25 protein-coding genes and 1 other annotated feature are annotated in these 24529 nt (G+C 47.0%); of the genes, 6 read left to right on the top strand and 19 right to left on the bottom strand.

Annotated features, from left to right (window positions below; translation table 11 throughout):
• Positions 1–41: 41 nt before the first annotated feature.
• The 4 genes from GJB61_RS01150 to GJB61_RS01135 all read right to left on the bottom strand — a co-directional run bounded on the left by GJB61_RS01150 (position 42) and on the right by GJB61_RS01135 (position 4261).
• Positions 42–863, bottom strand: coding sequence for a carbohydrate ABC transporter permease (locus tag GJB61_RS01150; RefSeq protein WP_154116323.1), 822 nt, complete (start codon positions 861–863; stop codon positions 42–44).
• Entirely contained in the window at positions 863–1732 is an 870-nt protein-coding gene (locus GJB61_RS01145) for a carbohydrate ABC transporter permease (RefSeq protein WP_338115632.1), read from the bottom strand. Before GJB61_RS01145 ends, GJB61_RS01150 begins: the two co-directional genes overlap by 1 nt.
• Before the next feature lie 90 nt (positions 1733–1822).
• Positions 1823–3079, bottom strand: coding sequence for an ABC transporter substrate-binding protein (locus tag GJB61_RS01140; protein WP_154116321.1), 1257 nt, complete (start codon positions 3077–3079; stop codon positions 1823–1825).
• Positions 3080–3226: 147 nt separating this feature from the next.
• Positions 3227–4261 carry a LacI family DNA-binding transcriptional regulator gene (locus GJB61_RS01135; RefSeq protein WP_154116319.1) on the bottom strand — a complete coding sequence of 345 codons (1035 nt, stop codon included), beginning with the start codon at positions 4259–4261 and terminating at the stop codon, positions 3227–3229.
• Between the two features lie 569 nt (positions 4262–4830).
• Between GJB61_RS01135 and GJB61_RS32095 the strand changes: the two genes are divergently transcribed.
• Both GJB61_RS32095 and GJB61_RS01130 read left to right on the top strand, forming a co-directional pair.
• Complete coding sequence (locus GJB61_RS32095) at positions 4831–4914, top strand: putative holin-like toxin (RefSeq protein ID WP_219214875.1); 84 nt, start codon at positions 4831–4833, stop codon at positions 4912–4914.
• Positions 4915–5402: 488 nt separating this feature from the next.
• Entirely contained in the window at positions 5403–6380 is a 978-nt protein-coding gene (locus GJB61_RS01130; protein ID WP_154116317.1) for a tRNA dihydrouridine synthase, read from the top strand.
• 115 nt (positions 6381–6495) lie between these two features.
• Here GJB61_RS01130 and groL read toward each other — a convergent pair whose 3' ends face one another.
• From groL to GJB61_RS01095, 7 genes are all read right to left on the bottom strand, one after another.
• The gene (gene groL, locus GJB61_RS01125) at positions 6496–8127 is read right to left on the bottom strand and encodes a chaperonin GroEL (RefSeq protein ID WP_154116315.1); all 1632 of its coding nucleotides are present in this window, start codon (positions 8125–8127) and stop codon (positions 6496–6498) included.
• A 70-nt stretch (positions 8128–8197) separates the two neighbouring features.
• Positions 8198–8479, bottom strand: a complete 282-nt coding sequence (gene groES / locus GJB61_RS01120; protein ID WP_154116313.1) for a co-chaperone GroES — start codon at positions 8477–8479, stop codon at positions 8198–8200.
• A gap of 346 nt (positions 8480–8825) precedes the next feature.
• A complete protein-coding gene (gene tatC / locus GJB61_RS01115) occupies positions 8826–9596 on the bottom strand; it encodes a twin-arginine translocase subunit TatC (RefSeq protein WP_154116311.1) in 771 nt (256 codons plus the stop codon).
• Positions 9597–9717: 121 nt separating this feature from the next.
• Complete coding sequence (locus GJB61_RS01110) at positions 9718–9960, bottom strand: twin-arginine translocase TatA/TatE family subunit (RefSeq protein ID WP_154116309.1); 243 nt, start codon at positions 9958–9960, stop codon at positions 9718–9720.
• 129 nt (positions 9961–10089) lie between these two features.
• Entirely contained in the window at positions 10090–10575 is a 486-nt protein-coding gene (locus GJB61_RS01105; protein WP_154116307.1) for a MogA/MoaB family molybdenum cofactor biosynthesis protein, read from the bottom strand.
• A gap of 43 nt (positions 10576–10618) precedes the next feature.
• On the bottom strand, positions 10619–11095 hold the full coding sequence (gene moaC, locus GJB61_RS01100; protein WP_154116305.1) for a cyclic pyranopterin monophosphate synthase MoaC: 477 nt from the start codon (positions 11093–11095) through the stop codon (positions 10619–10621).
• Positions 11096–11098: 3 nt separating this feature from the next.
• Positions 11099–11734 (bottom strand): 5-formyltetrahydrofolate cyclo-ligase, encoded by a 636-nt coding sequence (locus GJB61_RS01095; RefSeq protein WP_154116303.1) that lies wholly within the window; start codon positions 11732–11734, stop codon positions 11099–11101.
• 272 nt (positions 11735–12006) lie between these two features.
• On the opposite strand from GJB61_RS01095, the gene GJB61_RS01090 reads away from it, so the two are divergent.
• Positions 12007–13959, top strand: coding sequence for an ABC-F family ATP-binding cassette domain-containing protein (locus GJB61_RS01090; protein WP_154116301.1), 1953 nt, complete (start codon positions 12007–12009; stop codon positions 13957–13959).
• 403 nt (positions 13960–14362) lie between these two features.
• Here GJB61_RS01090 and GJB61_RS01085 read toward each other — a convergent pair whose 3' ends face one another.
• The 8 genes from GJB61_RS01085 to GJB61_RS01050 all read right to left on the bottom strand — a co-directional run bounded on the left by GJB61_RS01085 (position 14363) and on the right by GJB61_RS01050 (position 21318).
• Positions 14363–15913 (bottom strand): 2-isopropylmalate synthase, encoded by a 1551-nt coding sequence (locus GJB61_RS01085; protein WP_154116299.1) that lies wholly within the window; start codon positions 15911–15913, stop codon positions 14363–14365.
• A gap of 140 nt (positions 15914–16053) precedes the next feature.
• Positions 16054–16337, bottom strand: a binding site (T-box leader).
• A 450-nt stretch (positions 16338–16787) separates the two neighbouring features.
• Positions 16788–17837: a tRNA (adenosine(37)-N6)-threonylcarbamoyltransferase complex transferase subunit TsaD gene (tsaD, locus tag GJB61_RS01080; RefSeq protein ID WP_154116297.1), complete on the bottom strand. Its 1050-nt coding sequence runs from the start codon at positions 17835–17837 to the stop codon at positions 16788–16790.
• Between the two features lie 30 nt (positions 17838–17867).
• The gene (gene rimI / locus GJB61_RS01075; protein WP_154116295.1) at positions 17868–18359 is read right to left on the bottom strand and encodes a ribosomal protein S18-alanine N-acetyltransferase; all 492 of its coding nucleotides are present in this window, start codon (positions 18357–18359) and stop codon (positions 17868–17870) included.
• Positions 18356–19189, bottom strand: a complete 834-nt coding sequence (gene tsaB, locus GJB61_RS01070; RefSeq protein ID WP_154116293.1) for a tRNA (adenosine(37)-N6)-threonylcarbamoyltransferase complex dimerization subunit type 1 TsaB — start codon at positions 19187–19189, stop codon at positions 18356–18358. The genes rimI and tsaB overlap by 4 nt, the downstream gene beginning before the upstream one ends.
• 5 nt (positions 19190–19194) lie before the next feature.
• Positions 19195–19677: a tRNA (adenosine(37)-N6)-threonylcarbamoyltransferase complex ATPase subunit type 1 TsaE gene (gene tsaE, locus GJB61_RS01065; RefSeq protein WP_154116291.1), complete on the bottom strand. Its 483-nt coding sequence runs from the start codon at positions 19675–19677 to the stop codon at positions 19195–19197.
• 101 nt (positions 19678–19778) lie between these two features.
• Positions 19779–20774 carry a DMT family transporter gene (locus GJB61_RS01060; RefSeq protein WP_338115664.1) on the bottom strand — a complete coding sequence of 332 codons (996 nt, stop codon included), beginning with the start codon at positions 20772–20774 and terminating at the stop codon, positions 19779–19781.
• Positions 20775–20956: 182 nt separating this feature from the next.
• The gene (locus GJB61_RS01055; RefSeq protein WP_154116287.1) at positions 20957–21142 is read right to left on the bottom strand and encodes an H-type small acid-soluble spore protein; all 186 of its coding nucleotides are present in this window, start codon (positions 21140–21142) and stop codon (positions 20957–20959) included.
• A complete protein-coding gene (locus GJB61_RS01050) occupies positions 21139–21318 on the bottom strand; it encodes a hypothetical protein (protein ID WP_154116285.1) in 180 nt (59 codons plus the stop codon). The genes GJB61_RS01055 and GJB61_RS01050 overlap by 4 nt, the downstream gene beginning before the upstream one ends.
• Positions 21319–21476: 158 nt before the next feature.
• Here GJB61_RS01050 and ku point away from each other — a divergent pair, with 158 nt between their 5' ends.
• The 3 genes from ku to ligD are packed head-to-tail and all read left to right on the top strand — an operon-like array spanning position 21477 to position 24390.
• Positions 21477–22505, top strand: coding sequence for a non-homologous end joining protein Ku (ku, locus tag GJB61_RS01045; RefSeq protein ID WP_154116283.1), 1029 nt, complete (start codon positions 21477–21479; stop codon positions 22503–22505).
• A gap of 12 nt (positions 22506–22517) precedes the next feature.
• Positions 22518–23480, top strand: coding sequence for an ATP-dependent DNA ligase (locus GJB61_RS01040; protein WP_154116281.1), 963 nt, complete (start codon positions 22518–22520; stop codon positions 23478–23480).
• A gap of 25 nt (positions 23481–23505) precedes the next feature.
• On the top strand, positions 23506–24390 hold the full coding sequence (gene ligD, locus GJB61_RS01035; protein WP_154116279.1) for a non-homologous end-joining DNA ligase: 885 nt from the start codon (positions 23506–23508) through the stop codon (positions 24388–24390).
• The last annotated feature ends 139 nt before the right edge of the window (positions 24391–24529 follow it).

Below are 24529 nucleotides of genomic sequence, written 5' to 3'. Positions count from 1 at the left end.
TGAAATCTCCTTAATGTCATATGATAATAAATCTTTTGTTGTTATTTCACCGCACCCCGTGTAACACCACTTATGATCCATTTTTGCGCTAGTATATAGACAATCAGCAAAGGGGCCATAGCCATTAAATAAGAAGCGAACGCTAAGTTCGTGTCCTGCCCAAATTTCGACTGGAATATAAATTGTGCCAGTGGCAAAGTTGTTTGCGACTCTTGATCCAGCATAATCAGTGGTAGCAAAAAGTCGTTCCATGCCCATACCGTTGTAATAATGGCAACTGTAGCATTAATAGGCGCCAACAACGGAAATATAATCTTCCAGAACGTTTGCCATACCGAAGCCCCATCCACTATTGCTGCTTCATCCAGTTCTTGAGGCAAGCTTCTTAAATATCCGACATATAGAAGGACATTAAAAGACAAGCCATAAACGATATACAGTAAGATAAGACCATACAAATTATCCAAGCCTAATCTGGCTGTCAATTTCACTACAGGCAGCATGATAATCGGGAATGGAACAAACATTGCACTTATAAAGTAAAAATACAAACCTTTAAAAAACTTATGATCAAATTTCTTCTTGATTGCATAGGCAACAAAAGAATTAGTGAATAGTGTAAAAGTAACCGTTAGCACGGTAATGATGGAGCTATTCTTAAATTTTTGCCAGTAATTCACCTTTTCTGCAGCAGTAATGAAATTCTCCCATCTCCACACTTTCGGAAAGGCAAGGACGCTATCCGCAATTTCCTTATTGTCTTTTATGGATAACATAAAGGTCATGTACAAGGGAAATAGCAAAAATACGGAGCCAGCAATCAGAAAACAAGTGGCTAACCAGTTTGTCCGTTTTGTACGCATTATAAATTCATCTCCCTCTTCTGAAGATAACGAAGTTGGATTAACGAAATCGCTACAATGACCACAAAGTAAATAACAGCGTTAGCCGATTGATAGGCAAATTCATTACCCGAGAATCCATTCTTGTATATCAACAGCGCGATCGAACGGGTAACTCCAAAGGGACCGCCGCCCGTCAGGGCAAGAACCTGATCGAAGACCTGCAGAAACCCCTTCAAAGAGAGCACCATATTTATAGTGAAGAATGGAGCAATCATCGGAAACGTTATGCCCCAGAATTCTTTCCATTTATTGGCCCCATCCAGAGCCGAGGCTTCGTACAGATCTTCAGAAATGGTTTGTAGTCCTGCCAGGTATAATACCGTGTTAAACGCTGCAGACTGCCATACGGTAACGAACACAATGGCTAACCAAGCGCCTTTCTCATTTCCAAGCGGATTGACCATCCATTTCTCAATTCCCAGGTAGCCCATAATATCGATCCAGAAGTTTGCAAAGAAATAGTTGAAAATATAGGCCACAATCAACATGCTTAAGATATAAGGCATAAAATAAAGCCCTTTAAAAAAGTTTTTTAATTTGATATTGCTGTTTAGTGCCAGCGCTATGCATAAACTTACAACATTCACAATAACCGTCGTTAAGATAGCGAATTTGAACGTAAATAAATAGGCGTCCAACACATCCTTGTCTTTAAATACATTTAGGTAGTTTATAAACCCGACCATTTTATAAGTAGGCTTAAGTCCATTCCAATCCGTAAAGCTATAAAATATCCCCATCACTGCCGGTATGGTATGGAAGATAAAGAAAAGAATCGTGGCGGGCAGAACCAGCAATAAGTAGATTCCAAAATTATTTTTTTTCACCGTATAACTTCCTTCTCCCCATTAAATTAGGGATGAAAAGCGAAATCATGCTTTTCATCCCTTTTTCACAATATTATTTAGGCATCCATCTTAACGACTAGCCATTTTGTCATACTGTGTATCCATTTCCGCCAAGGCATTATCGACATTTTTCTTCTGCATCAATTCCTGCAAGATGACGTCAACCGCCATTCCATTAATATAATGATCCGGAAAATCTGCTACTCGGCCTTCCGCGAATATAGGTTTGAGGTCAGAATAGACTTCATCATTCTGGAAAATATTATTTATTGTAGAGAACGACTTTTGCTCATCTATATATTGTTGGGCGTTATCCGCTTCCATCATGAAGTCGATAAATTTCGTGGCTTCCGCAGTAACCTTAGATGTTGCAGAGAGAGAAAATAACACATCAACACCAGATACAAGATAGTTCTTAGACGTATCGTTGCTTAATGGATAAGCGAATACACCAAGTTTAATATCAGGATTAGCCTTCAAGATTTCTGGAATTGCCCATACCCCTTGAAGGTACATTACGGACGAGCCTTTAGCGAATTCAGCATTCCCGTCATTATATCCATTGGTAAACCGGTCCCCCGACTGACCGTTCTGCATAAACTCAATATATTGATTCATCAGATCTTTATGAGCAGTGGCGAAGGTTGTAGTTCCTGCTTTACGATCCGTAAAGAACGAAGCAGGCTGCAAGTCTGCTACAAATACATTCCAGGCAGGAACCGCAGTCCAGGCATCTTTAAAAGCAAAGTAGAATGGTACTTTACCTGCTGTTTTAATGGTTTCCAATACCTTATCCATTTCATCTTTAGTAGTTGGAACCTTTAAACCCAAAGCCGTGAACTCATCTTTATTGTAGATAATACCGTCTGCATTAGCAGCAAAAGGAACACCATAGAGCTCTTCGGTACCTGTAATCGCTTGCAGTGTTTTCTTATAGTTCTCAATTACGTTAGCTTGACCAGGATAATCCGTAAGATCGGCCAGTACCCCATTTGTGGCAAGGTCTTCGAATTGAGCATCGCCACCCACCGAAATAATATCAGGCACATCACCTTTGGCAATACGTGTCTTCAGTACCGTAGCCGCCTCAGGAACGTTAGTCTGAACAACGTCAATACCCGGGTTAGCGGTTTCAAACTTCGCAATTAATTTGTCATACGTAGCAACCGCTTCTGATTTATATTGAAAAAACTCAACTTTTACTTTTTCACCACTTTTAGTGGTCTCTCCATTTGTACTGCTGTCAGAGCTCTTGTTGCTACCGCATGCGCTTAACATGGATATGGATATAAGCAATGCTAGTGCCAGAGATAATGGTTTCTTCATTGAAGTGCCCCCTGATATTTAAGTTGATTGCAAACTGCATTTCCGTTACAATAAAATTGGTGTTTTTCCAAACCGGCCTAGTCATGAGCGTGACTAGGTTTTTTTATAACTTGTTCCATGCATCACCTCCCTATAGAATTCACACCTTTATTTGTGTGTGCCCCCGCAGCTTTCCCGAACTACTAATTCGGTTTCAATCGCAACATGCACAGCTGTTTCTCTTCCTTCCAGACGCTCCATTAGAAGTTGCACAGCAGTTCTGCCGATTTGCTCCGGAAACACTCGAACACTTGTTAGAGGAGGATTCATAAATGCCGAAACCTCAATATCATCAAAGCCTATGATTGCCATCTCCTCCGGCACTTTGACCTGCTGATCTTTTAATGCCGCGAGCGCACCAATGGCCATCGGATCACTAGCAATAAAACAGGCCCGCGGGAGGTTAGGTCTTCCGAGCAATTCTTTCATTTGCTCATAACCACTTGCTGTACTCCAATCCCCAAAGAACATAAACTCTTCGTTGTACAATCCTTTTTCCTTCATCAGTTCCTCAAAATAAACCTGCCGCTTATCTATCAAAACATCGTCTTGATGCTTGATCCATAGCTTGTAAAGATAATCCTGGCCGCCAATCATCCCAATATCCCGGTATCCCAAAGTTATAAAATGTTCGACCACATCTTTCACAGCCTGTTTAAAGCTGATTTTGACCGAATCATACCCTCTTAAATCCTCAACGATATGATTTACCAACACAATGGACTTGTGATTAGGGAAAATCTTACTGATATCATCCGTGTCAATAGAACCCATTACAATCAAACCGTCCATTTGCTGACAAAGTATCGGATCTACCTCATTCCCTCTGACCACTCGCCCAATGGGGATCCCCAGTTCATCACAGCGTTTTTCAACACTAATACGGATCTTGGCGAAATACGGATCTTCTTTCTCATCAACGGCAGAAGCCCATATCAGCAAACCTATCTGCTTGCTAGATAAATCACTTTCATGTTTCAATCGTTTCACACGACTTGGTTTATAATGCATCATTTCTGCAATTTGAAAGATTCGCTCGCGCGTCCCTTCACTTACCGAAAGAGTAGCATCATTGTTTAATACACGGGATACAGTTGCCGGAGAGACATTGGCTTCTTTCGCAATATCTTTTAACGTAGCCATTTCATCACCACGCCTTTTTAGTTAATATATTTACTTAATAATAAAATTTTATCACGCCATTACAATAATTGCAAGCCCTTTCATTCATCGTTATCACATATTCAGATGTTGTTTTTTGTTTGATCTCACTACGATAGTGATTAAATTCTATTTTATCGATGTATTTCACTAAATTATTTACTTAATATATTGCAAGGAATTGCAGATTTATGTGCAATCATTTACATAATGAAAAAAGGCTCCTCAAAGAGTTCAAATTGAACTCATGAGAAGCCTTTTTAATATGTTGCCACACGTGGGGTCAAACCGGGAGGAAAGTGTTCAAAAATTTAATAATCATTAAAGCACATGTGTTGTATGCGGGCAACCATCCCATTATTAGGGTGGCAAGAAACCGCGTAGAAAGGTACGTGCTGTATTATCGGCTTCTATGGCGGTTTAACGTCAATTTCACATCAAGAAGGTTGTACTGCACAATCTTTCCCAAGTCTAGAGTGTCGTGGTATAATCGCAGCAATAGAAGGCTTTGCAAGGGCGGCCGGCTAATCTCCTGGAAGGGAGGTGATGCCATGGAGGTTTATCAAGCGTTGTCACTAATGTTCATGTTTGGCATGTTCATTATTGCTCTGCTAAATTACCTCAAAAAGAAATAGGCCGCCCCTCTCCAGGATAGCGACCTATATCTGTGGGTAGTGCCTGTTTAAAGCCGCCGCCCTTAAAAGCGGCTATTGCCAGAGAGTCGTGTTAGCGCACGACTCTCTTAGCATTGTACGTTTTTTGTACCATTACTATACCACAAGTGGATTTAATAAATAAACATATATACATTGAATATGTATTGATTATATATCCGTCCGTTCGTGGCTTGCAGCTAGAATCTCTATTGGCATTTCACGCAAATCCACAACTATTCCATTCCTTTATCCATATAAATGATCAATTTCCGCGACGAGTGTTTGTTCTTTTATATTAGCCAATGAAGGATTATCCCCATAGAATGGGGCAGAATGAACATGCACTTCACACATTTGATTCTGTGCAGCAAACGAAAAAAATGATAATATGTATGGATGGGTAAAAGACTTTGCTATCGCTTTTATCGCTTTTATCGCTTTTATATGTTGCAACAAGAGGAGATAATATGAGTAACGAAACAAATTTTTGGCTTGATTTACCAAAGCCGTTTTTTATATTAGCACCAATGGAAGATGTCACAGATATTGTCTTTCGTCACGTCATTAGTGAAGCTGCAAAACCTGACGTATTTTTCACGGAATTCACAAATACAGAAAGTTATTGTCACCCTGTAGGAAATGAAAGTGTTCGTGGTCGATTAACGTTCACAGAAGATGAGCAACCGATTGTCGCTCATATTTGGGGCAATAAACCTGCATTTTTTGAACAGATGAGTATTGATATGAAAAAACTTGGTTTTCGTGGTATCGATTTAAACATGGGATGTCCCGTACAAAACGTCGCAGCCAATGGAAAAGGGGCTGGATTAATACATCATCCTGAAGTTGCAGCAGCCATTATTCAAGCAGCAAAAGCAGGTGGATTGCCGGTTAGTGTGAAGACAAGATTGGGTTACTCTACCATTGACGAGTGGCGCGATTGGTTAGGACACATATTGAAACAAGACATTGCGAATCTTTCCATTCACCTTCGAACAAAAAAAGAAATGAGTAAAGTAGCTGCACACTGGGAACTAATCCCTGAAATAAAAAAATTACGCGATGAAATTGCTCCAAATACGTTGTTAACCATTAATGGAGATATTCCTGACCGTGCAACAGGATTACAATTAGTAGAACAATACGGCGTTGATGGTGTCATGATTGGCCGTGGCATTTTCACCAATCCATTTGCTTTTGAACAAGAACCTAAAGAACATAGCGCGAAGGATTTTCTCCATTTACTTCTTTTACAGTTGGATCTTCACGATAAATATTCAACAGAAATCCTGCCGCGTTTATTTAAACCCCTTCTTCGCTTTATCAAAATCTATGTTCGTGGATTTAGAGGCGCAGGCGAATTAAGAAACCAATTAATGGATACCACGTCAACCGATGAAGTACGTCGTTTAGTACAACCTTTTGTTGATCAAGAATTAGATTGAAACCTACCCACCTGTGCATGATTAAAAATAAGGAGAGACCTCCCAAAAGTTCAATGAACTTTTGAAAGGTCTCTCCTTTTTGTGCAATGTGGTCAAGCAGGGTTTGTGACCCTTATTACATCATGCCGCCCATTCCACCCATACCGCCCATATCTGGCATTCCGCCGCCTTTATCAGGCTCTGGTTTGTCAGCGATAACTGCTTCAGTAGTCAGGAACATAGCAGCTACAGAAGCTGCGTTTTGCAGCGCGTAACGTGTTACCTTCGCAGGGTCAACGATACCGGCTTCGAACATGTTTACCCATTCATCAGTAGCAGCGTTGTAGCCGATGCCGATTGCTTCTTTTTTCAGACGGTCCACGATAACGGAACCTTCTTGACCTGCGTTAGCAGCGATTGTACGTACAGGCTCTTCCAGAGCGCGCAGTACAATGTTAACGCCTGTTCTTTCGTCTCCAACTGCATCTACAGCAGCTACAGCGGCATATACGTTCACAAGAGCTGTACCACCACCGGAAACGATACCTTCTTCAACCGCAGCACGGGTTGCATTCAGGGCATCTTCGATGCGCAGCTTGCGCTCTTTAAGTTCAGTTTCAGTTGCAGCGCCTACTTTGATAACGGCTACGCCGCCAGCCAATTTAGCCAGACGTTCTTGCAATTTCTCTTTGTCGAACTCGGAAGTTGTATCTTCCAATTGGGAGCGGATTTGGCTAACACGTGCAGTGATGTCTGCTTTGTCGCCGCTGCCGTCGATGATTGTTGTGTTTTCTTTGGTTACTCGCACTTGACGAGCGTTACCCAGTTGTTCGATGGTAGTGCTTTTCAGGTCAAGTCCAAGCTTCTCAGTGATTACTTGGCCACCAGTCAGAGCAGCGATATCCTGCAGCATAGCTTCGCGACGGTCGCCAAAGCCAGGAGCTTTAACAGCAACAGCGTTAAATGTTCCGCGCAGTTTATTCACGATCAACATGGCTTGTGCTTCGCCTTCGATATCTTCAGCGATGATTACAAGCGGTCTAGCTTGTTGAACGATTTTTTCAAGCAGTGGCAAGATTTCTTGCGTGCTGGAGATTTTTTTGTCAGTGATCAGGATGTATGGGTTCTCCAGAACAGCTTCCATTTTGTCCGTATCTGTAATCATGTACGGAGAAATGTAACCGCGGTCGAACTGCATGCCTTCTACTACTTCAAGCTCAGTAAGGAATCCACGGGATTCTTCAACGGTGATAACGCCGTCTTTACCGACTTTTTCCATAGCTTCAGCAATCAATTGACCTACTTCTTCGTCAGCAGCGGAGATTGAAGCTACTTGAGCAATAGCTTGTGAGTCTTCGATTGGCTTGGAAATTCTTTTCAATTCCAGAACAGCGGCTTTAACTGCTTTGTCGATCCCTTTGCGGATAACCATTGGGTTAGCGCCTGCAGTTACATTCTTCAAACCTTCGCGGATCATGGCTTGTGCCAGAACCGTTGCAGTTGTAGTACCGTCGCCGGCTACATCATTAGTCTTGGTAGCAACTTCTTTAACAAGTTGTGCGCCCATGTTCTCAAATGCATCTTCCAGCTCGATTTCCTTAGCGATGGTAACACCATCGTTAGTGATTAGCGGACTTCCGAATTTCTTCTCCAATACCACGTTGCGGCCTTTCGGTCCAAGTGTTACCTTTACTGCGTTTGCCAAAGCATCTACACCGCGGAGCATTGCCCGGCGAGCGTCTTCACTAAATTTAATTTCTTTAGCCATTATGGAATTAACCTCCTAAAATTTTTGTGAGCATTTCGTAAGTAATTGAGTTACCACTTATAAGAATCGCTTAGCCCAAGATTGCGTGAATGTCGCTTTCTTTCATAATCAAATATTCTTTACCTTCGTATTTGATTTCTGTTCCGGCATATTTCGAGAAAAGAACGCGGTCGCCTTCTTTAACTTCCAATGGAATACGTACGCCATCCTTCAAAGCTCCGCTACCGATTGCGATAACTTTACCTTCTTGTGGTTTCTCCTTGGAGGAGTCTGGAAGCACGATACCGAAAGAAGTCGTTTCCTCCGCTTCGTTTGCTTCCACTAATACGCGTTCACCTAATGGTTTGATCATGAAAAAATAGCCTCCTTTAGAATTATGTTGTTTACCTTGAAAACAGAGATTAGAAACACCGTCGATCTTTGCGATACAGCGGTATTTATGAAAAATATTGACTTAACGCAGTAAATACTGGCCAATTCCATATTTTTCAAGATCATTAGCACTCGACAGCTTGTAGTGCTAACAACAATTTTTATGATACTCAACTTGAGGCAGGATTTCAAGTCCTTTTACACAAATTCGTATTTGTTTTCGGAAAAAAATGGTTTCGGAGGGTTGTCCGACACATACTCTATACCATTTTATCCACTCACCGACAAAATATGCCTTCTAGAGACTTCGCATGATTCATTCAACCCTAAGAATCCTCTTTCCTAACATAAGCTGCCTCACGCGCCATATCCGCAGCTAGCTGCTTGCGAAAAACAAAGGCGGATAGGAGCACACTGAATTCATACAGCACAAGCAATGGAATGGTCACCAGAAAATCTGAAATGAAATCTGGCGGTGTGATTACCACGGCAATGAAGACCAGCACGAAATAGGCGTACCGGCGTATTTTGCGCAACCGCAGTGGATTAAGAATTCTGAGCTTCGTCAGAAACATCACTAACAGCGGCAGCTCAAACAGCAGTGCCAGTGGCAGAACCAGACTAAACATGAAGCTGAAGTACTGCGCGATCCCATAAGTTTCTTCAAGTCCCATACTTCTAGTGATCGAAATAGTAAAAGAAAGTGCCATCGGAAACACAATGTAATACGCAAAAGCCATGCCCAACAGAAAAAGAATAAATACATAAGGGACATAACGCAGTGCAGCGCTGCGCTCGGCTTGGCGGAGTCCGGGACTTATGAATGCCCAGAGCTGATAGACGATAAAAGGTACAGTTGCCACAAGGGATACCGCCATGGAGATCTTCATGTACATGCCGATTCCGTCCCAGAAGGAAAAAGCATGCAATACAAAGCCCTCAGCCAAATCGGCGTGGATCAAATAGTTATAGATCGGTTTGGCACAGAACAGACCGACCACCAATCCCGCTACAAAGACAATCAGCACATAAATAATCCGTTTACGCAGTTCGGTTAAATGATCAACCACCGACATTTCTTCCGATTCCAGAGACATGCTGACACCATCCTGTGACATTTCAATTTTCTTATGAATGATTGCGGCTAACTAGAAAAAGGGGGTATCCTCAAAGCCTGATACAGACTTGAAAAATAACCCCCGCATGTATTTGTATTATTTATTCTGGTAAACGTCTATCCTGTGGAACTTCCGCAACGACTTTCTGAGGGGCTGGCGGTACAGGAGCTTCGCTCTTCTTCACCGATTCAGGTTCACTCATAACATCACGTGCGCCTTCCTTGAATTCACGGAAAGTCCGTCCAACCGCACGACCCAGCTCAGGAAGTTTGTTCGGTCCAAAGAGTAGCAGTGCCAATATGACCAGCATAATAATTCCGGGAGTACCAATTCCACTTAGCATGTTGTTATTCCTCCTTGTCACATTTGTCCGTTCATGATATTTTGTCGATAATTTAATAATACCATAACTTATATCACACATCCATCGACTATCTTTGGCTGCTGCTGTGATAGGACAAGGATAAGCAACTTACTGGCGATACTGGCCTGTTACCATAAGTAGTGCCTCTGGCAGCTGATCCATAATTGCGGCCAGATTCTCATGAACACCTTTAGGTGTCCCGGGCAAATTAACGATTAGCGTGCGTCCACGAATACCACAAATCCCACGGAATAACATAACCGCCCGATTCTTCTGCATCACCGTGTTCCGCATGGCCTCAGACAATCCCGGTACCTCCCGTTCGATGACTCGCCGGGTTGCTTCCGGAGTCACATCACGAATCGCCAGATCCGTTCCTCCCGTTGTAAGCACCAGATCCGCCTGAAAATAATCAGTAAGCTCAATCAATGCTGCAATAATCTCATCCTGCTCATCGGGTACAATCCGATATTCGACTATTTCTCCGCCAAGCTCTTCTTCCACAAGTTCCCGAATCACCTGGGCGCTCGTGTCTTCCCGTTCGCCTCTGGCCCCTTTATCACTGGCCGTCAGGATTGCTGTTCTCCACGCCATAGGCTTAAGCCCTCCCTTTATGTACTATGTATGATTGAAGCTGTTATGATTCCTCTCGTGCATAATCTCCGTTCTTGCCGCCGCTCTTGGAAACCAATAGCGTAGGTCCGATCATCATATCTTTCTGCAAAGCCTTGCACATATCATATACGGTCAATGCTGCAACCGAAACGGCGGTCAACGCCTCCATCTCCACGCCGGTCTTTCCGGTAGTCTTGACAGTTGCTTCTATATATAGTTCTTCTTCGCTGTTATCTGAGAAGCGGATATCAATCCCGGTAAGCGGCAGCGGGTGACACATCGGAATCCAGTCGGATGTCTTTTTCGCCGCCATAATTCCGGCAACCTGGGCAACAGCAAGCACATCACCTTTGCTGATCTTGCCCTCCTTGATGGCACTGAGTGTCCTTGAATCCATTGTAACCATACTGCGCGCAATAGCGGTCCGCTTGGTAATCTCCTTATCACTGACATCCACCATGCGTGCTCTGCCCTCTTCATTGAAATGCGTCAATTCCAAGCTTCATTCTCCTTTACGGCAATGTAGTATGCCATTCTCCGTAATTAGCAAGTCCATAAATGCATCATGGGCAGCCATTGGCACCTCTGGAATGATTTGCATCCCATAAGCCAGACCGATCCATACAGGTGGCTTCGCGCTCACTCGTGGATTAGTCTCCCAAGCAGCCCGCAAGCGGTCGTAATACCCGCGGCCATACCCAAGACGACCGCCCCGAAGGTCGAAAGCCAGTCCCGGAACAAATATGACATTAGGTAGCGGGTGTACCTCTGATTCTTGTTGTGCTCCAGTTGAAAGTGTTGGCTCGAGAATACCATAAGCTCCCGGTGCCAGCTCGTTCCAAGAACGAACCTTGTGCAAGGTCATTGCTCCGTTTCCCGGAAGCACACGGGGCAGCAGCACTTCACACTGCTCCTCCCACGCCCGCGTAATAAGCGGGCGGGTGTCCAGTTCAGAGCGGAACGGTACATAGGCCAGCAGTGATGCTGCGCCTTCCGTCTTCATCCACTCCCATGCATAACTGCAGACCTGAGAAGAGAGTTGCTCTCTCTGGACTGCAGGCAGCTTGTCTCGGGCGGTAGCCCTCTGCACGCGCAGCTCCCGCTTTACTTCGGCGAGCAATACACTCTTGCCCGTCATCGTCGGCTGCCTCCTTATCTAATCATGGTTTATTTTTACTTACCTTTAGTTTTCTTAGCTGTTTGTAAATTCAGTTTACCACTCTTATCCCCCGTTCGCCAAGATGGCTCTGGGCAAGAAGTTCACCCCCTCAGCCCTCACATCTCATACTTGCCTAATGACAGGCTCTCGCGCCGGAAACGCTTTTCATGTAAACTATAGATTAAGTTGTTCCGAACGGCTGCGGCGATTGCTGCCAAAGCGAAAAATGCAAGGGTGGAGGTTTCATCGTTATGCTTCTTCAAGCGACAGGAATTAGTAAATCATATGGAATACAGAGCGTGCTGGACGGCATAAGCCTACAGGTTAATGAGAAAGAACGGGTCGGCCTGGTTGGTGTCAACGGTGCCGGTAAGTCAACCTTCCTGCAAATTCTCGCGGGTGAAATGTCTTTCGACAGCGGTCAAATTCATAAAGCAAAAGAAACAACGATCGGGTATCTAGCCCAGAACAGCGGCTTGCAATCGGATAAGACGATTCATGAAGAAATGCTGGCCGTTTTTGCTCCGCTGATCGAGGCAGAGGCCGAACTGCGGCGGATGGAAGCAAGCATTGCCGATCCGGCAGTGGCGGAGGATTCGAAACGTTATGAAGAACTCTTAGAACGATATGCGGTCCGATCGGACTGGTTCAAGGATCACGGTGGTTATGAAATGAATACGCGAATCCGCAGTGTCTTGCATGGTATGGGCTTTGGTGAATTTGCACCGGAAACATCCATTTCCACACTTAGCGGAGGGCAAAAAACACGGCTTGCCCTGGCGCGCATCCTGCTTCAAGCCCCTGATCTTCTAATGCTGGATGAGCCAACCAACCATCTCGATATCGAAACGCTCACCTGGCTGGAGGATTACCTGCGCGGTTATGCCGGCGGGATTCTGGTTGTGTCCCATGACCGTTATTTTCTAGACCGGCTTGTTACTGCCATTGTCGAGATTGAGCGGCATGAGTCCCGCCGTTATACGGGCAATTACACCCGTTATATGGAACTGAAGGCCGCCGAGTATGAAATCAGAATGAAGCAGTTTGAGAAGCAGCAGGACGAGATTTCGCGGATGGAGGATTTCGTGCAGCGCAATATTGTGCGGGCATCTACTACCAAGCGAGCTCAGAGCAGACGTAAAGCGCTGGACAAAATGGATCGTATTGATCGGCCGATGGGCGACATGAAGAAAGCCAACTTTTCCTTCGAGCCAGACTTCATGTCCGGCAAAGAGGTGCTGCAAGTTCGCCATGTCTCCGTTTCCTTTAATGAAGGCCAGCCCTTATTCAAGAATGCCTCCTTCGAACTACGCCGGGGTGAAACCGCTGCACTTATTGGCCCGAATGGGATCGGTAAATCGACATTGCTGCAATGTATGATAGGAAGCCGTGAGCCCTCTCTTGGATCTGTTAATTGGGGCACTAAAGTGAAAATCGCTTATTACGATCAGGAACAGACGCATCTGAATCCGCGCAATACTGTTCTGGAAGAGCTTTGGAGCGAATATCCCATGCTCGAGGAGGCGCGAATCCGCACCATTCTTGGTAATTTTTTATTTAGTGGTGAGGATGTTCAGAAAAGAATCGCCGCTTTAAGCGGTGGTGAAAAAGCACGCGTGTCTCTATCCAAGCTCATGCTGCGCGGTGCCAATATGCTTATTCTGGATGAGCCAACCAACCATCTGGACCTAGTCAGCCGTGAGGTTCTGGAAGCAGCCTTAATGGATTTCGAGGGCACACTGCTCTTCATTTCACATGACCGATATTTCCTTAACAAAATGGCTGAGCGTATTCTGGAGCTGCATCCCAGCGGAATCGATCAATACCTCGGCAATTACGACGACTATGTCGATAAAAAGCGGGAATTGGAGGAAATTGCGAACGAAGCTGCGGAATTAGCTGCGACAACGGCCTCCAAGAATACCAATAATGAAGCTACTGCACAGGATAAAGGCGCCATTTCCACCTTTGAAGCAGACAAGCAAACCAAACGCGAGGAGCGCAATCGCCAACGACGTATTGCCGAACTTGAGAAGAATATTTCCGAGCTAGAGGAAGAAGTCGCTTTTATTGAGAATGAAATGACGAAGCCTGAAATTTATCAGGATTATTTGGCACTTCAGGGCTATGAAGCAGATCTAAAGGACAAAAAATCATCTTTAAGCGATTATTTTAGCGAATGGGAAATTCTTGCTGACGAATAATGTAAATGCTGCTATAAAATAATTTTCAACTGTTCCTGAATTGTTCATAAATAGTTATCCACAGCTCTATCCCCAGTTTTCGTGCATAACTATCTCTCTGAAAAGGCCCTTTGGGCCTTTTTTTAGGCTTAAAATCGCTATTTGTGCTGTCAAGCATTTTTTATCCACCGAATTATCCACACTATCCACAATTTCCTCAAAAATTCACCTATCGCAAAATCGGCTTTTGGAGAGCCCGAAAAAGGGGCGTTATTGCTGATTTTACATGGTTTTTACACAATTAGAGAGGAATATGTGGATAACTTTGTCCACAACTTGACAAAAGATGTGACGGGGATTTTTTTGGCCTTTTTACCGAAAAAAAGAACCCGCCGACTCCAAATGTGGCGGCGGGCAACAATATTTACGTTGTTGAATCATTTAGGGCCAACGTGGAGAGCAGTGCTGAATTGCAGGCTGCAATATAAGCTATGCCAGCTGCCATTATGATATCCTGATGGGTGGCTGTTCCTCTAAATTTAAGACCTTCCCACTCCACCATAACGGCTGCTTCAGCCTGGGCGTTCTCTCCGCTGCCCAAGGAATGCAACTCCAGCCCCACAAAATCAATATTCTCAGCAATCCCCTGTCCAATAGCAGCGATGATCGCCTCCAGCGGTCCATCACCAGTGCTTGTATGCGAGGTTTCCAAACCACTCTTCAAGTGATGGACGGTAACTGCGGCAACACGGCGCTCGGCGCTGCCAGCCAACACTTGAACTTCGCCCAGCTCGTAGACCTGAGCCTGCTGCCCGGTTGCCTGGCTCACCATTTGCAGCAGTTGGTCATCACTGACGACCTTTTGGCGGTCAGCTGTTTCCTTGAATGTCTCATACAGTGCATCCAGTTCCGTAGGGGCCAGCGTTATACCGTACTTTGCCGTCCGGTCCTTCAGCGCATGTCTGCCGGAATGCTTACCCAGAATGATCATACTGCGTGGAATACCCAACCGCTCCGGGTCCATAATTTCATAAGTGCTACGGTCTTTTAGCAGACCATCCTGATGGATGCCTGACTCATGCTGGAAGGCATTCCTTCCGACCACTGGCTTGTTATATGCAATGGGAAAATGCATCGCCCCACTAATCAGTCGTGAGGTTTCATATAACTTATCCAGCACGATTCCCGTCTCCGCGCCAAGCACATCGCCGCGTGTTTCCAGTGCCATCACCAGCTCCTCCAGCGCACAGTTGCCAGTTCGTTCTCCGACACCATTGACGGTGACCTCAATCTGGGTGGCACCTCCAGCAATCGCTGCCAGGCTGTTGGCTACGGCCAGCCCCAAATCATTATGACAGTGTGCACTGTAACTCACACTGTCCCCTCCTCTGGCCCCTAGCCGTACACGCCGGAACATCTCTCCGTATTCCTGCGGCAACGCATAGCCAACGGTGTCTGGCAAATTAATGATCGAAGCTCCCTCCGCAATAACCGCTTCAACCATTTCGATCAGATCATCAATCCCTGTCCGCGCTGCGTCCATCGCTGTGAATTCAACAACCTCACAGAATTGGCGCGCATAGGCCGTCATCTCACGGGCGGCAGCAACGACCTCGGGTCTGCTCTTGCGCAACTGATGGCGCAGATGAATATCCGAAGAGGAGATGAACAGGTGAATTCGCCGCCGATTCGCATCCTGCGTAGCCCGAACAGCAGCATCGATATCTCCTTTCACCGCCCGTGCGAAACCACAGATCTCTAAGCCCTGCACCATGCGCGAAATGGTCTCCACTGCTGCAAAATCACCGGGGCTTGAGACCGGGAAGCCCGGCTCAAGCACATCAACCCCCAGCTCTACGAGCTTGTAGGCCAGAACTATTTTTTGCTCAGGGGTGAGACTTGCACCGGGAGCCTGCTCACCATCACGCAGCGTGGTATCAAAAATCTGTATACGTTTCTTTACTGGAATAATCATGGGGTTGCCTCCTAGTTTTTGAATATCCATAACGTTGATTCCACGCAGGACCGCACGTCGACTTGCGGCTCTGCAACTTATCCCACCCACTGCTGCCGGCAGCATGTTCACAACAACGCAAAAAACCCACCGTCTCTATATAAAGAGACGGCGGGTCACCCCTCCGCGGTACCACTCTTTTTGACGCATAAGCTACAAATTGGTAGCCACTAGCTGCGTCCAGCTCTTCTTCCGGGAACTCTCACAACCAAAGGTGAGCACTCTCCAAAAGGTCCGGTAACGGGGACATCCGTAGGCGGAGTATCACTTCCATTCCACCGCTCCGCTCCCGGGCGAGATTCAAGAGTTCCTGGTGACTGCGTCGCACCACCCCGCAGCTCTCTGTTCACCATCACTCTTTACTACTCCCGTTCATTGCGTTTATCCTATAGACTTGCTCTCTGCTGTTCTCTTAAAAATGGACACAAAAAAGCCTGCCCTCTCATTCAAGAGACGACAGGCTGTTAACCTTCGCGGTACCACTCTTGTTGACATCCTTCAAGATTGACTAGATTGCTGCCAATACAAGAACATCCACTTTACAGCCGGATAAGTGGAGACAAATAATCTCATCCTTTCCTTACTCGACCACCCTCTCACGGAGGTAACCCGTAACGATGTACGAAAGGCCCGGCGTACTGCTTGCCGGTCAACACCCTCTAAACTTAAAGAGCATCCTGCTTCCACCGCTCCGCTCCCGGACGAGTTCAGGGCCCCTTCGACTGCGTCGCACCTGCCCGCAGCTCTCTTAACCCGGAGTATCCTTACTGCTTCCATTCATCGCGTTTGATCCTTGTATAATTGGTCTGATTATACCTGCATCAATCAAATGCTGTCAATAGGCAGCTACGGACCATTTCTCCAGCGAGAATCCGGGGTCAGCCACCATGTCCAGCGGTGTACCACCATCATGCTGCCACTTCACGTAGGCAGCAGCACCAATCATTGCGGCATTGTCCGTACAATATATGGGTGGTGGAATGATAAGTTCGATGCCTTCCGCTTTACAGCGGGAGGTCAATGCTGTGCGCAACCCGACATTTGCAGCAACACCACCGCACAGAAGCAGTTGTCTGGCATTGCAGGACCTTACGGCACGCACAGCTTTCTCAACCAGTACTTCTACTACGGATTCCTGGAAGCCGCGGGCGATGCCTGCTACATCCGGCGTCAGACCTTTCATCTTACTCTGATTCACTACATTCAGCACAGCCGACTTCAATCCGCTGAAGCTGAAATCATAGGAATCATGTTCCAGCCAGACACGTGGCAGCGGAACGGCTGCTGCTGCCTCACGCGCCAGACGGTCCACATGAGGACCGCCAGGATAAGGGAAGCCCAACGCCCGGGCTACTTTATCGTAGGCTTCGCCCACGGCATCGTCACGGGTGCGGCCAATAATCCGAAACTCACCCTCCCGCTCCATATGAACCAATTCCGTATGTCCACCGGACACAACCAGGGTCATATTGGGATATTGCAACTCCGCAACAAGCCGGTTGGCATAAATATGTCCGGCGATATGATGGGTGCCGATTAATGGCTTCCCCCAGGCCAGAGCCAGACTCTTGGCAGCTACGACACCGACCAGCAGGGCCCCAACCAGTCCCGGGCCTTGAGTAACAGCTACCGCCGTCAATTGCTCTGGCTTAATGCCTGCAGCAGACAGAGCCTCCTCGATAATCAGAGTAATAACCTCTACATGCTTGCGAGATGCTACTTCCGGTACAACACCGCCATAAGCACGGTGAATCTCGATCTGACTGGAGATGATGCTCGACAACACCTCATGACCATCTTTTACAACGGCTACCGCCGTCTCATCACAGCTGGTTTCTATGGCTAATATAAGTACAGATTGTGCTGTACCTGCTTCTGTCTTCATTTCAAGTCCACGCTTCCTTCCATGATGCTCTTACTCTCCGTGAGCCGGCAGATCAGCCCACATAATGAGCGCATCCTCGCGGTTATCGGAGTAATACCCTTTGCGAGTGCCAGCAGAGCGGAAGCCTTTTTTGCGATATAAATTCTGGGCGATCTCGTTAGATGCCCGCACTTCAAGCGTAATGGATATCATGCCTAAAAAAGAAGCTGTCTTCATAAGCTCGTCCAGCAGCCGGTCTCCCCATTTGCGTCCCCGATAAGCCTCCAGCAAGGCGATGTTCGTCACATGTGCTTCGTCAACAATAGCCCACATTCCGGCATAACCGATAATGTGATTGGATAACTCCATAACCATGTATTTGGCAAAGTGATTATGCGTCAGCTCGTTGCGGAAGGCTTCCTCCGTCCACGGCATCGTAAAAGCTTCCCGTTCAATCACGAGAATCTCCGGAATATCCTCCACCTTCATCAGACGAAAAATAGGTTCAACTTCCTGCTCTCTTACCGGCTCCGATTCCGTCATCGTTTGTTTAAGCTCCCTTCGCTGCTTCGGCGCAAATTGGCTTCTGCTTCTGACAGCTGCGTATAATTGGGGATCAGGGTATGTATATCGTCGCTGCCTGTCTGCAGGCGTTCCTCACCAAGAAATCCCGTCCAACGTCCCTCAAGCTCATAGGCTGCAACGCGAATACTACTGAGTTCCTGCAGTGGCTGCAGTGATTCCACGCTGCCGTGCAGTCCAGTGTCCCCGACAAACCAGATCAAGCGCGGACTTGACCCGTTTGCTTGGGCCTGAGCAAGACGTTCCGCTAAGTGTTGCACCCAATCCGCCATCAAGCGGATCGCGTCTGGCTCAAGACGATAGGGACTGCCTGTCCCATCAGCGCAGAATAGCGCCGTGTAGGCTTGGCCCCGGCGTGCATCCAGCAGTGGAATTACCCAGTCAGAACCCTCCCCTTCGGCCTGTTCACCTAGAGTTAGGATAGCCTCAGACTGGCTCACAAGGCCCGCAAGACGTCCCCCCCATGCTAACGCCTGTAGAGTGGATATGCCCGCTACGGGCACATTCCAGGCCCAAGCCAGCGTCTTGGCAGCCGTAACCGCGATGCGTGTCCCTGTATAGGAGCCGGGCCCGACACCCACAGAAACTCCGCCTAGCATAGCAGCGGTTGTCCCCGTGGCTTGCAGCACCTGCTCAATAATGGGCAGCAGATGTACCGAATGATTCCGCTCACCGGAAGCATTGATCTCATGCAGCAATCGCCCATTCTCTGTTATGGCTACACCAAGTGTAGCCGTAGATGTATCCAACGCCAAAAACCGCTTGCGCGGCTCCTTATTTTCATTCGTCATCTTTCTTAACCCCACTTCTGGCTTAAGTCACGGCAAAGTTCGCCATAAGGCTCGCCGATTCCGGTTACCGTAATGATTCGTTCATCCAGTCCGGTCGTTTCCATGTGTATGTGCATATGCCGCGGCGGCATCAACTCTTGTATAATACTGCTCCATTCCACCAGACAAACACCCTGTCCATAGAAATACTCATCTAGTCCAAGCTCATCCGCTTCCTGAAAGGATATCCGGTAAACATCCATATGGTATAGCGGCAGACGGCCTTTATACTCTTTTATAATTGTAAATGTAGGACTGCTAACGATACCCTCAACCCCCAAATGGCGGGCAAAACTTTGTGAGAATGCCGTTTTCCCTGCTCCCAGATCACCGTCCAAACCAATCACCAAACCTGCTGTGGATACAGCCGCAATCGCAGCCGCAAGCTGTTCGGTATCCTGCGGACTGTATGATCGGTAAGTGAAAACCGTTTCGACGTTATTGTCCAACACCAACTACCACCTTTTAAACAAAATGCCTGCAAAATTATAATACATTTAATTATATCGGTATGAATCCCTCACCGCAACAACTGTCACTATTCAGTAATTCAAGCTGAAGGAGGAGATATCCTGCTCTTCATTCTCGGTCCAGTAGATGCTGTCGTTCCTGAACGTTGAGAAAATAGACTATGCAGGATCATTCCTAGAATAATCACGGCAATTCCTGCCCATGACAATAAGGAAGGACCTGATGAAGATAGAATCAACATCTCCCCTACTAATGCAAATAGAACCTCCAGCGATTGGGTGGCTTCCACTGCCGCCAAGCCGCTCATGCTGCCGCGGACCATATCGGTGGCACGAAAAAACAGGACAGTTGCTATTACTCCCGAGGATATGGCGACTATAACGGACTGACCCACCTGACCGGGGGAAGGCAGACCCACATCAGCAAGACCGTAAATCCCAAGCAGGAGCCAGAACGGAAGACTGGCTAAGGTCATGCCAAGGATACGCTGAAAGACATCCAGTCGGTCTCCGCAGAGTTCCATCATTTTACGGTTTCCGAGCGGATAGGCCATGGACGCCACCAATACAGGCAGGACACCCAGTAGAATCTGAGTCATTGCCAGATGCTGTGCATGTTCTATTTGAAGTAGTGCCACTCCGGCTAGAATAATCAAGGACATCCCTAACCCGCGAATAGGAATTCTACCACGTATGTAAATTGGACCCTTCGGCCCAGTCATCCATTGTCCGAACAAGGGAGCAAGCAAGGACCCAGAGATAATGGTGATCTGCCATGTTCCTGCTGTCAGCCAGCCTGGAGCATAGGCCGCAGCATAACACAGCGGTGCATAGAATAAACCAAAACCTACTGTCCCCCATAACAACCAGGTAGCCGGACGTTCTGCCATAACCAACAGCAGGGGCTTCAGCCTGCGCCGTCCGGCTACGATAGCCATCAGGAAGGGTAATGTGAATAAATAGCGCAGTGAGGCGCTCCAGGCCCAGCTTCCACCGGATAACTCCATCCGTCGATTAAGCACAAAAGATACTGCAAAGAACAGCGCAGCGCATACGCCGAGCAATAGGGGCCGCACACCATCATCTCTTTTCATTCCTAGTTTCTTTAATGGTATGGGTTTATATCTGACACCGTCAACCTTTGTTTCACAAGTAGGTGCCGTATAGCAAACTAGGGCTGACCCAAAAGCCATGAAATGGCTACTTGTGCCAACCCTTGTTATTTTTGAGTAGGATCAACGTCAATACACATTTCCTATTAGTGCCCCTGCTCCTCCAGCCGTTCTACGCCAACTGTATGCGTATTAGTCGGGCTGGAGCCCAACTGTACCGTTGCCATTCCATTGTCCACATCCACATGCTCAATCCAGACCGGTTTCCCGTCCAAATGAACAGATATCATCTCTTTGGATGCATAAATATCCTGTGCCCGCTGTATATTCATTCCTGCACCTCCTCCATATATGGCGGCTCCCCTATGGTATCTTCCGCATCTAGTTTTTCTGAATCGGCATCTACTTCGTCCTCCGGGACAGCTATGATGCTCTCCCAATCTACAACTTCAGCAGGAATATTCTGTTCCTTCAACACATCGCTCCAAATGTTCAACCGTTGTTCCATGTTATCCCTCCGTTGCTTGCCCAATTAGTATGGGTACTTAGCTTATACGCCCAAGTTTATTTTTTCCCATGCTTCTCAAAAAATGCATCAGGCTAGAAAAACGTTCTCCACCTCATACTAAGCCATAGTAGCCATTCTTATAATCTGGAGGAGATCTCATGCATACCGTTTGGAAAGGGGCTATCAGCTTCGGGCTCGTACATGTTCCGGTCAAAATGTTCTCCGCTACGGAGGATAAAGATATTTCGTTGCGATACATTCATAAGGAATGTGGGAGTCCGCTGTCCTATGTGCGTAAGTGTCCAGTCTGTGACAAGGAAGTGGCTTGGGAAGAAATCGGCAAGGGCTATGAGTATGAGAAGGGCAAGTTTGTGTTATTCGACAAAGCCGAGCTGGACCAGCTTACGGAAGAGAGCAGCAAGAGTATTTCGATTCTTGATTTTGTAGATTTAACGGAGATCGACCCCATTTATTTTCAAAAAACATATTACTTGGCTCCCGACCAGGCAGGAGCGAATGCCTACCGTCTCTTGATGGAGGCCATGCGGCAGACCGGCAAAATTGGCATCGCCAAAATTTCGATTCGTTCCAAAAGCAGCCTCGCGGCTATCCGCGTGCTGGAGAATTGTCTGGCGATCGAAACGATCTATTATCCGGACGAAGTTCGACCCGCTTCACAGGTTCCTAACCTCCCTGAAGCAGGAGTAGTGAATGATAAAGAGCTTCAGATGGCCAAAATGCTCATTTCCCAATTATCCACTCCTTTTGACGCGGCTAAATATACCGATGACTACCGCCAGCGGATGCTTGATCTGATCTCACATAAGGTTGCAGGTGAGGAGTTCCATATTGCGCCAACGCGGCAGGAGAATAATGTGATCGACTTGATGGCTGCCCTTCAGGCCAGTATTGAGGCGGTTCAGCATATCCCATCAGAGCCCGGACCCTCAATATCCGGCAAGACAAGCACCAAGCCACAAACAGCCACGAACAAAAAGAAACCGGCTAAAGCCAAAGCAGCAGTAACTGCAGCATCTTCCGATGCGAAAAGCACTGCTCCATCCGTTGCGAACCCTGTTGTGGAGCCAACCGCGGAGGCAAAGCTTAACAATGCCACTGGTCCGATCCCGGTTATTGCTCCCAAACCGAAACGTCGCAGTGCCAAAAACAAAGAAACGGTGTCCTAGGAGGTCCACTTAATGAAGCTTTCGCCAGTTACCCCCTTTGAGCCTATTTTGGCTAGTCAGTTGCCGGTGGGCAATCAGTGGATCGCCCAGATCAAATGGGATGGTGTGCGTATGCTGTCCTTTTATGACGGCAGCGGGACGGAACTGGTCAATCGGCGCGGAAATCGCCGGACAGGACAATACCCCGAGCTTAATGATGCTCGCGCCTACAGCAAAGCCGATTCGATCATTCTCGATGGCGAAGTGATTGCACTTCTTAACGGCAAACCCTCATTTCATGAGGTGATGCGACGGGACAGCTTGAAGAATGAGGCGGCCATTCAGGCCACTAAGCATCAGGTTCCTGTTGTCTATATGGTATTTGATATCCTGTATTGCAATGGCCTATGGCTGCTAGATCAATCTTTATCCCTGCGGCAGCAGCGTCTAAGCGAGATGCTGTTGCCGCATCCCCATGTTCATCTTGTTCCTAGCTATTCCGATCCTACCGAGCTTTTTGCTGCTGTACAAAGTAAAGGTCTAGAAGGAATAGTATGCAAGGATATCATGAGTACTTATGCACCAGGTGGTAAAGACAAACGTTGGCAGAAACGTAAGATCATTTCCGATATTACGGCGGTAGCCGGAGGTGTTACTTTTCGTGACGGTATGGTAAATGCCCTACTGCTGGGCTTATATGATAATGCTGGCAAGCTGCATTATATCGGGCATGCCGGTGCTGGCCGTCTGACCGTGGAGGATTGGCGGAGCCTGACCGTACAAGCAATCAGCCTGGCTTGCGAACAGATGCCTTTTGCCGCTATTCCACAGCGGAGCAAAGGCGCTTACTGGATCAAACCCCAGTTGGTTTTCAAGATTCATTTTCTGGAATGGAACCAATCAGGAACCCTCCGCCAGCCTGTCATTCAAGCAATGGTCGATATCCCTGCCCGGGATTGCCGTTTAGAGCAACGCATCACAGCAATTCCGCAATGAACACCACAGACAGGAGGAGTGCATTATGCCAGCGGCCATTAAAGGCTCCATTACCGTGAATGGACAAGCGATCGCCATTACGAACCCGGACAAGCTCTTATGGCCGGAAATGGGCATAACGAAAGAAATCTATTTGCAAAAGCTCGCTGCGCTCTCGCCATACCTCCTGCGCTATTGTCAGAACCGACTGCTCACGGTTATCCGCTATCCTCATGGCGTGCCTGGAATGTCCTTCTATCAGAAAAATGCCCCGGAGCCGCTCCCTCCGTTTGTAAAGACGGCAACGCAAGACAATATTACCTATATTATGCTCCAAGGTTTACCCGAGTTACTCTGGCTGGGCAATCTCGCTGCCTTGGAGTTTCATCCTTCGCTGCATTATGCAGGAAGTGAACTGCCCTGTGAATGGATGATTGATCTGGACCCCTCCCGCGAAGTCGAACCGCGCATCATGGAGGCCACCGCCATTGTTGGTGACGTATTGAGATCACTTGGACTGAACTCCGTCCCCAAGACCTCCGGTGCGACCGGAGTCCAGATTATTGTACCCATTCATCCGGGAGTTACCTTTGACGGCTTGCGCCGAATAGGTCATTTTGTCGGCCGCTTCGTGACCGAGAAACATCCTGAACTATTTACTCTAGAGCGCTTGAAGAAAAATCGTGGCGACAAAATCTATTTTGATTATCTGCAGCACTATGGCGGTAAGACTTTAGCCGCTCCCTATACCCCTCGCGCAAGACCGCTTGCGACGGTATCCACGCCTTTGCTGTGGATGGAGGTTGAACAGAATGTATCACCGACTGATTTCCATTTGCTGAACATCGAAGAACGTCTTAGCAGCAAAGGTGATCTTATTCAAAAAGTACCTGCGCAGCGGGTGGAGGATATTATCTCGCAGCTGTCTTGAAGCAGCCAGGGGCAGGGATCAATACATTCAATAAGCCCGCAGCATTAGAAACATGCTACGGGCTTATCAGGCAACCAACTTAATGGACAGAAGGTATTATATGTGAGAATACGGCACAACAAGATCCCTTCACCGTATT

Origin of the sequence: Paenibacillus monticola (assembly GCF_009664975.1) — a bacterium.
Classification (GTDB): domain Bacteria; phylum Bacillota; class Bacilli; order Paenibacillales; family Paenibacillaceae; genus Paenibacillus_AQ; species Paenibacillus_AQ monticola.
The sequence above is the reverse complement of the archived record's forward strand: the minus strand, read 5'-3'. Positions and strand labels throughout refer to the sequence as shown.

Excerpts from the sequence above, each read along its gene's own strand:
- tsaB (WP_154116293.1), bottom strand. The coding sequence starts at position 19,189 with ATGACGAATGAAAATAAGGAGCCGCGCAAGCGGTTTTTGGCGTTGGAT.
- GJB61_RS01085 (WP_154116299.1), bottom strand. The coding sequence starts at position 15,913 with ATGATTATTCCAGTAAAGAAACGTATACAGATTTTTGATACCACGCTG.
- GJB61_RS01140 (WP_154116321.1), bottom strand. The coding sequence starts at position 3,079 with ATGAAGAAACCATTATCTCTGGCACTAGCATTGCTTATATCCATATCC.
- groES (WP_154116313.1), bottom strand. The coding sequence starts at position 8,479 with ATGATCAAACCATTAGGTGAACGCGTATTAGTGGAAGCAAACGAAGCG.
- tatC (WP_154116311.1), bottom strand. The coding sequence starts at position 9,596 with ATGTCTCTGGAATCGGAAGAAATGTCGGTGGTTGATCATTTAACCGAA.
- GJB61_RS01095 (WP_154116303.1), bottom strand. The coding sequence starts at position 11,734 with ATGACGGGCAAGAGTGTATTGCTCGCCGAAGTAAAGCGGGAGCTGCGC.
- ligD (WP_154116279.1), top strand. The coding sequence starts at position 23,506 with ATGCCAGCGGCCATTAAAGGCTCCATTACCGTGAATGGACAAGCGATC.
- GJB61_RS01105 (WP_154116307.1), bottom strand. The coding sequence starts at position 10,575 with ATGGCGTGGAGAACAGCAATCCTGACGGCCAGTGATAAAGGGGCCAGA.
- ku (WP_154116283.1), top strand. The coding sequence starts at position 21,477 with ATGCATACCGTTTGGAAAGGGGCTATCAGCTTCGGGCTCGTACATGTT.
- rimI (WP_154116295.1), bottom strand. The coding sequence starts at position 18,359 with ATGACGGAATCGGAGCCGGTAAGAGAGCAGGAAGTTGAACCTATTTTT.
- GJB61_RS01040 (WP_154116281.1), top strand. The coding sequence starts at position 22,518 with ATGAAGCTTTCGCCAGTTACCCCCTTTGAGCCTATTTTGGCTAGTCAG.
- tsaD (WP_154116297.1), bottom strand. The coding sequence starts at position 17,837 with ATGAAGACAGAAGCAGGTACAGCACAATCTGTACTTATATTAGCCATA.
- groL (WP_154116315.1), bottom strand. The coding sequence starts at position 8,127 with ATGGCTAAAGAAATTAAATTTAGTGAAGACGCTCGCCGGGCAATGCTC.
- GJB61_RS01110 (WP_154116309.1), bottom strand. The coding sequence starts at position 9,960 with ATGCTAAGTGGAATTGGTACTCCCGGAATTATTATGCTGGTCATATTG.
- GJB61_RS32095 (WP_219214875.1), top strand. The coding sequence starts at position 4,831 with ATGGAGGTTTATCAAGCGTTGTCACTAATGTTCATGTTTGGCATGTTC.
- GJB61_RS01090 (WP_154116301.1), top strand. The coding sequence starts at position 12,007 with ATGCTTCTTCAAGCGACAGGAATTAGTAAATCATATGGAATACAGAGC.
- GJB61_RS01135 (WP_154116319.1), bottom strand. The coding sequence starts at position 4,261 with ATGGCTACGTTAAAAGATATTGCGAAAGAAGCCAATGTCTCTCCGGCA.
- GJB61_RS01050 (WP_154116285.1), bottom strand. The coding sequence starts at position 21,318 with ATGGAACAACGGTTGAACATTTGGAGCGATGTGTTGAAGGAACAGAAT.
- GJB61_RS01055 (WP_154116287.1), bottom strand. The coding sequence starts at position 21,142 with ATGAATATACAGCGGGCACAGGATATTTATGCATCCAAAGAGATGATA.
- GJB61_RS01130 (WP_154116317.1), top strand. The coding sequence starts at position 5,403 with ATGAGTAACGAAACAAATTTTTGGCTTGATTTACCAAAGCCGTTTTTT.
- GJB61_RS01150 (WP_154116323.1), bottom strand. The coding sequence starts at position 863 with ATGCGTACAAAACGGACAAACTGGTTAGCCACTTGTTTTCTGATTGCT.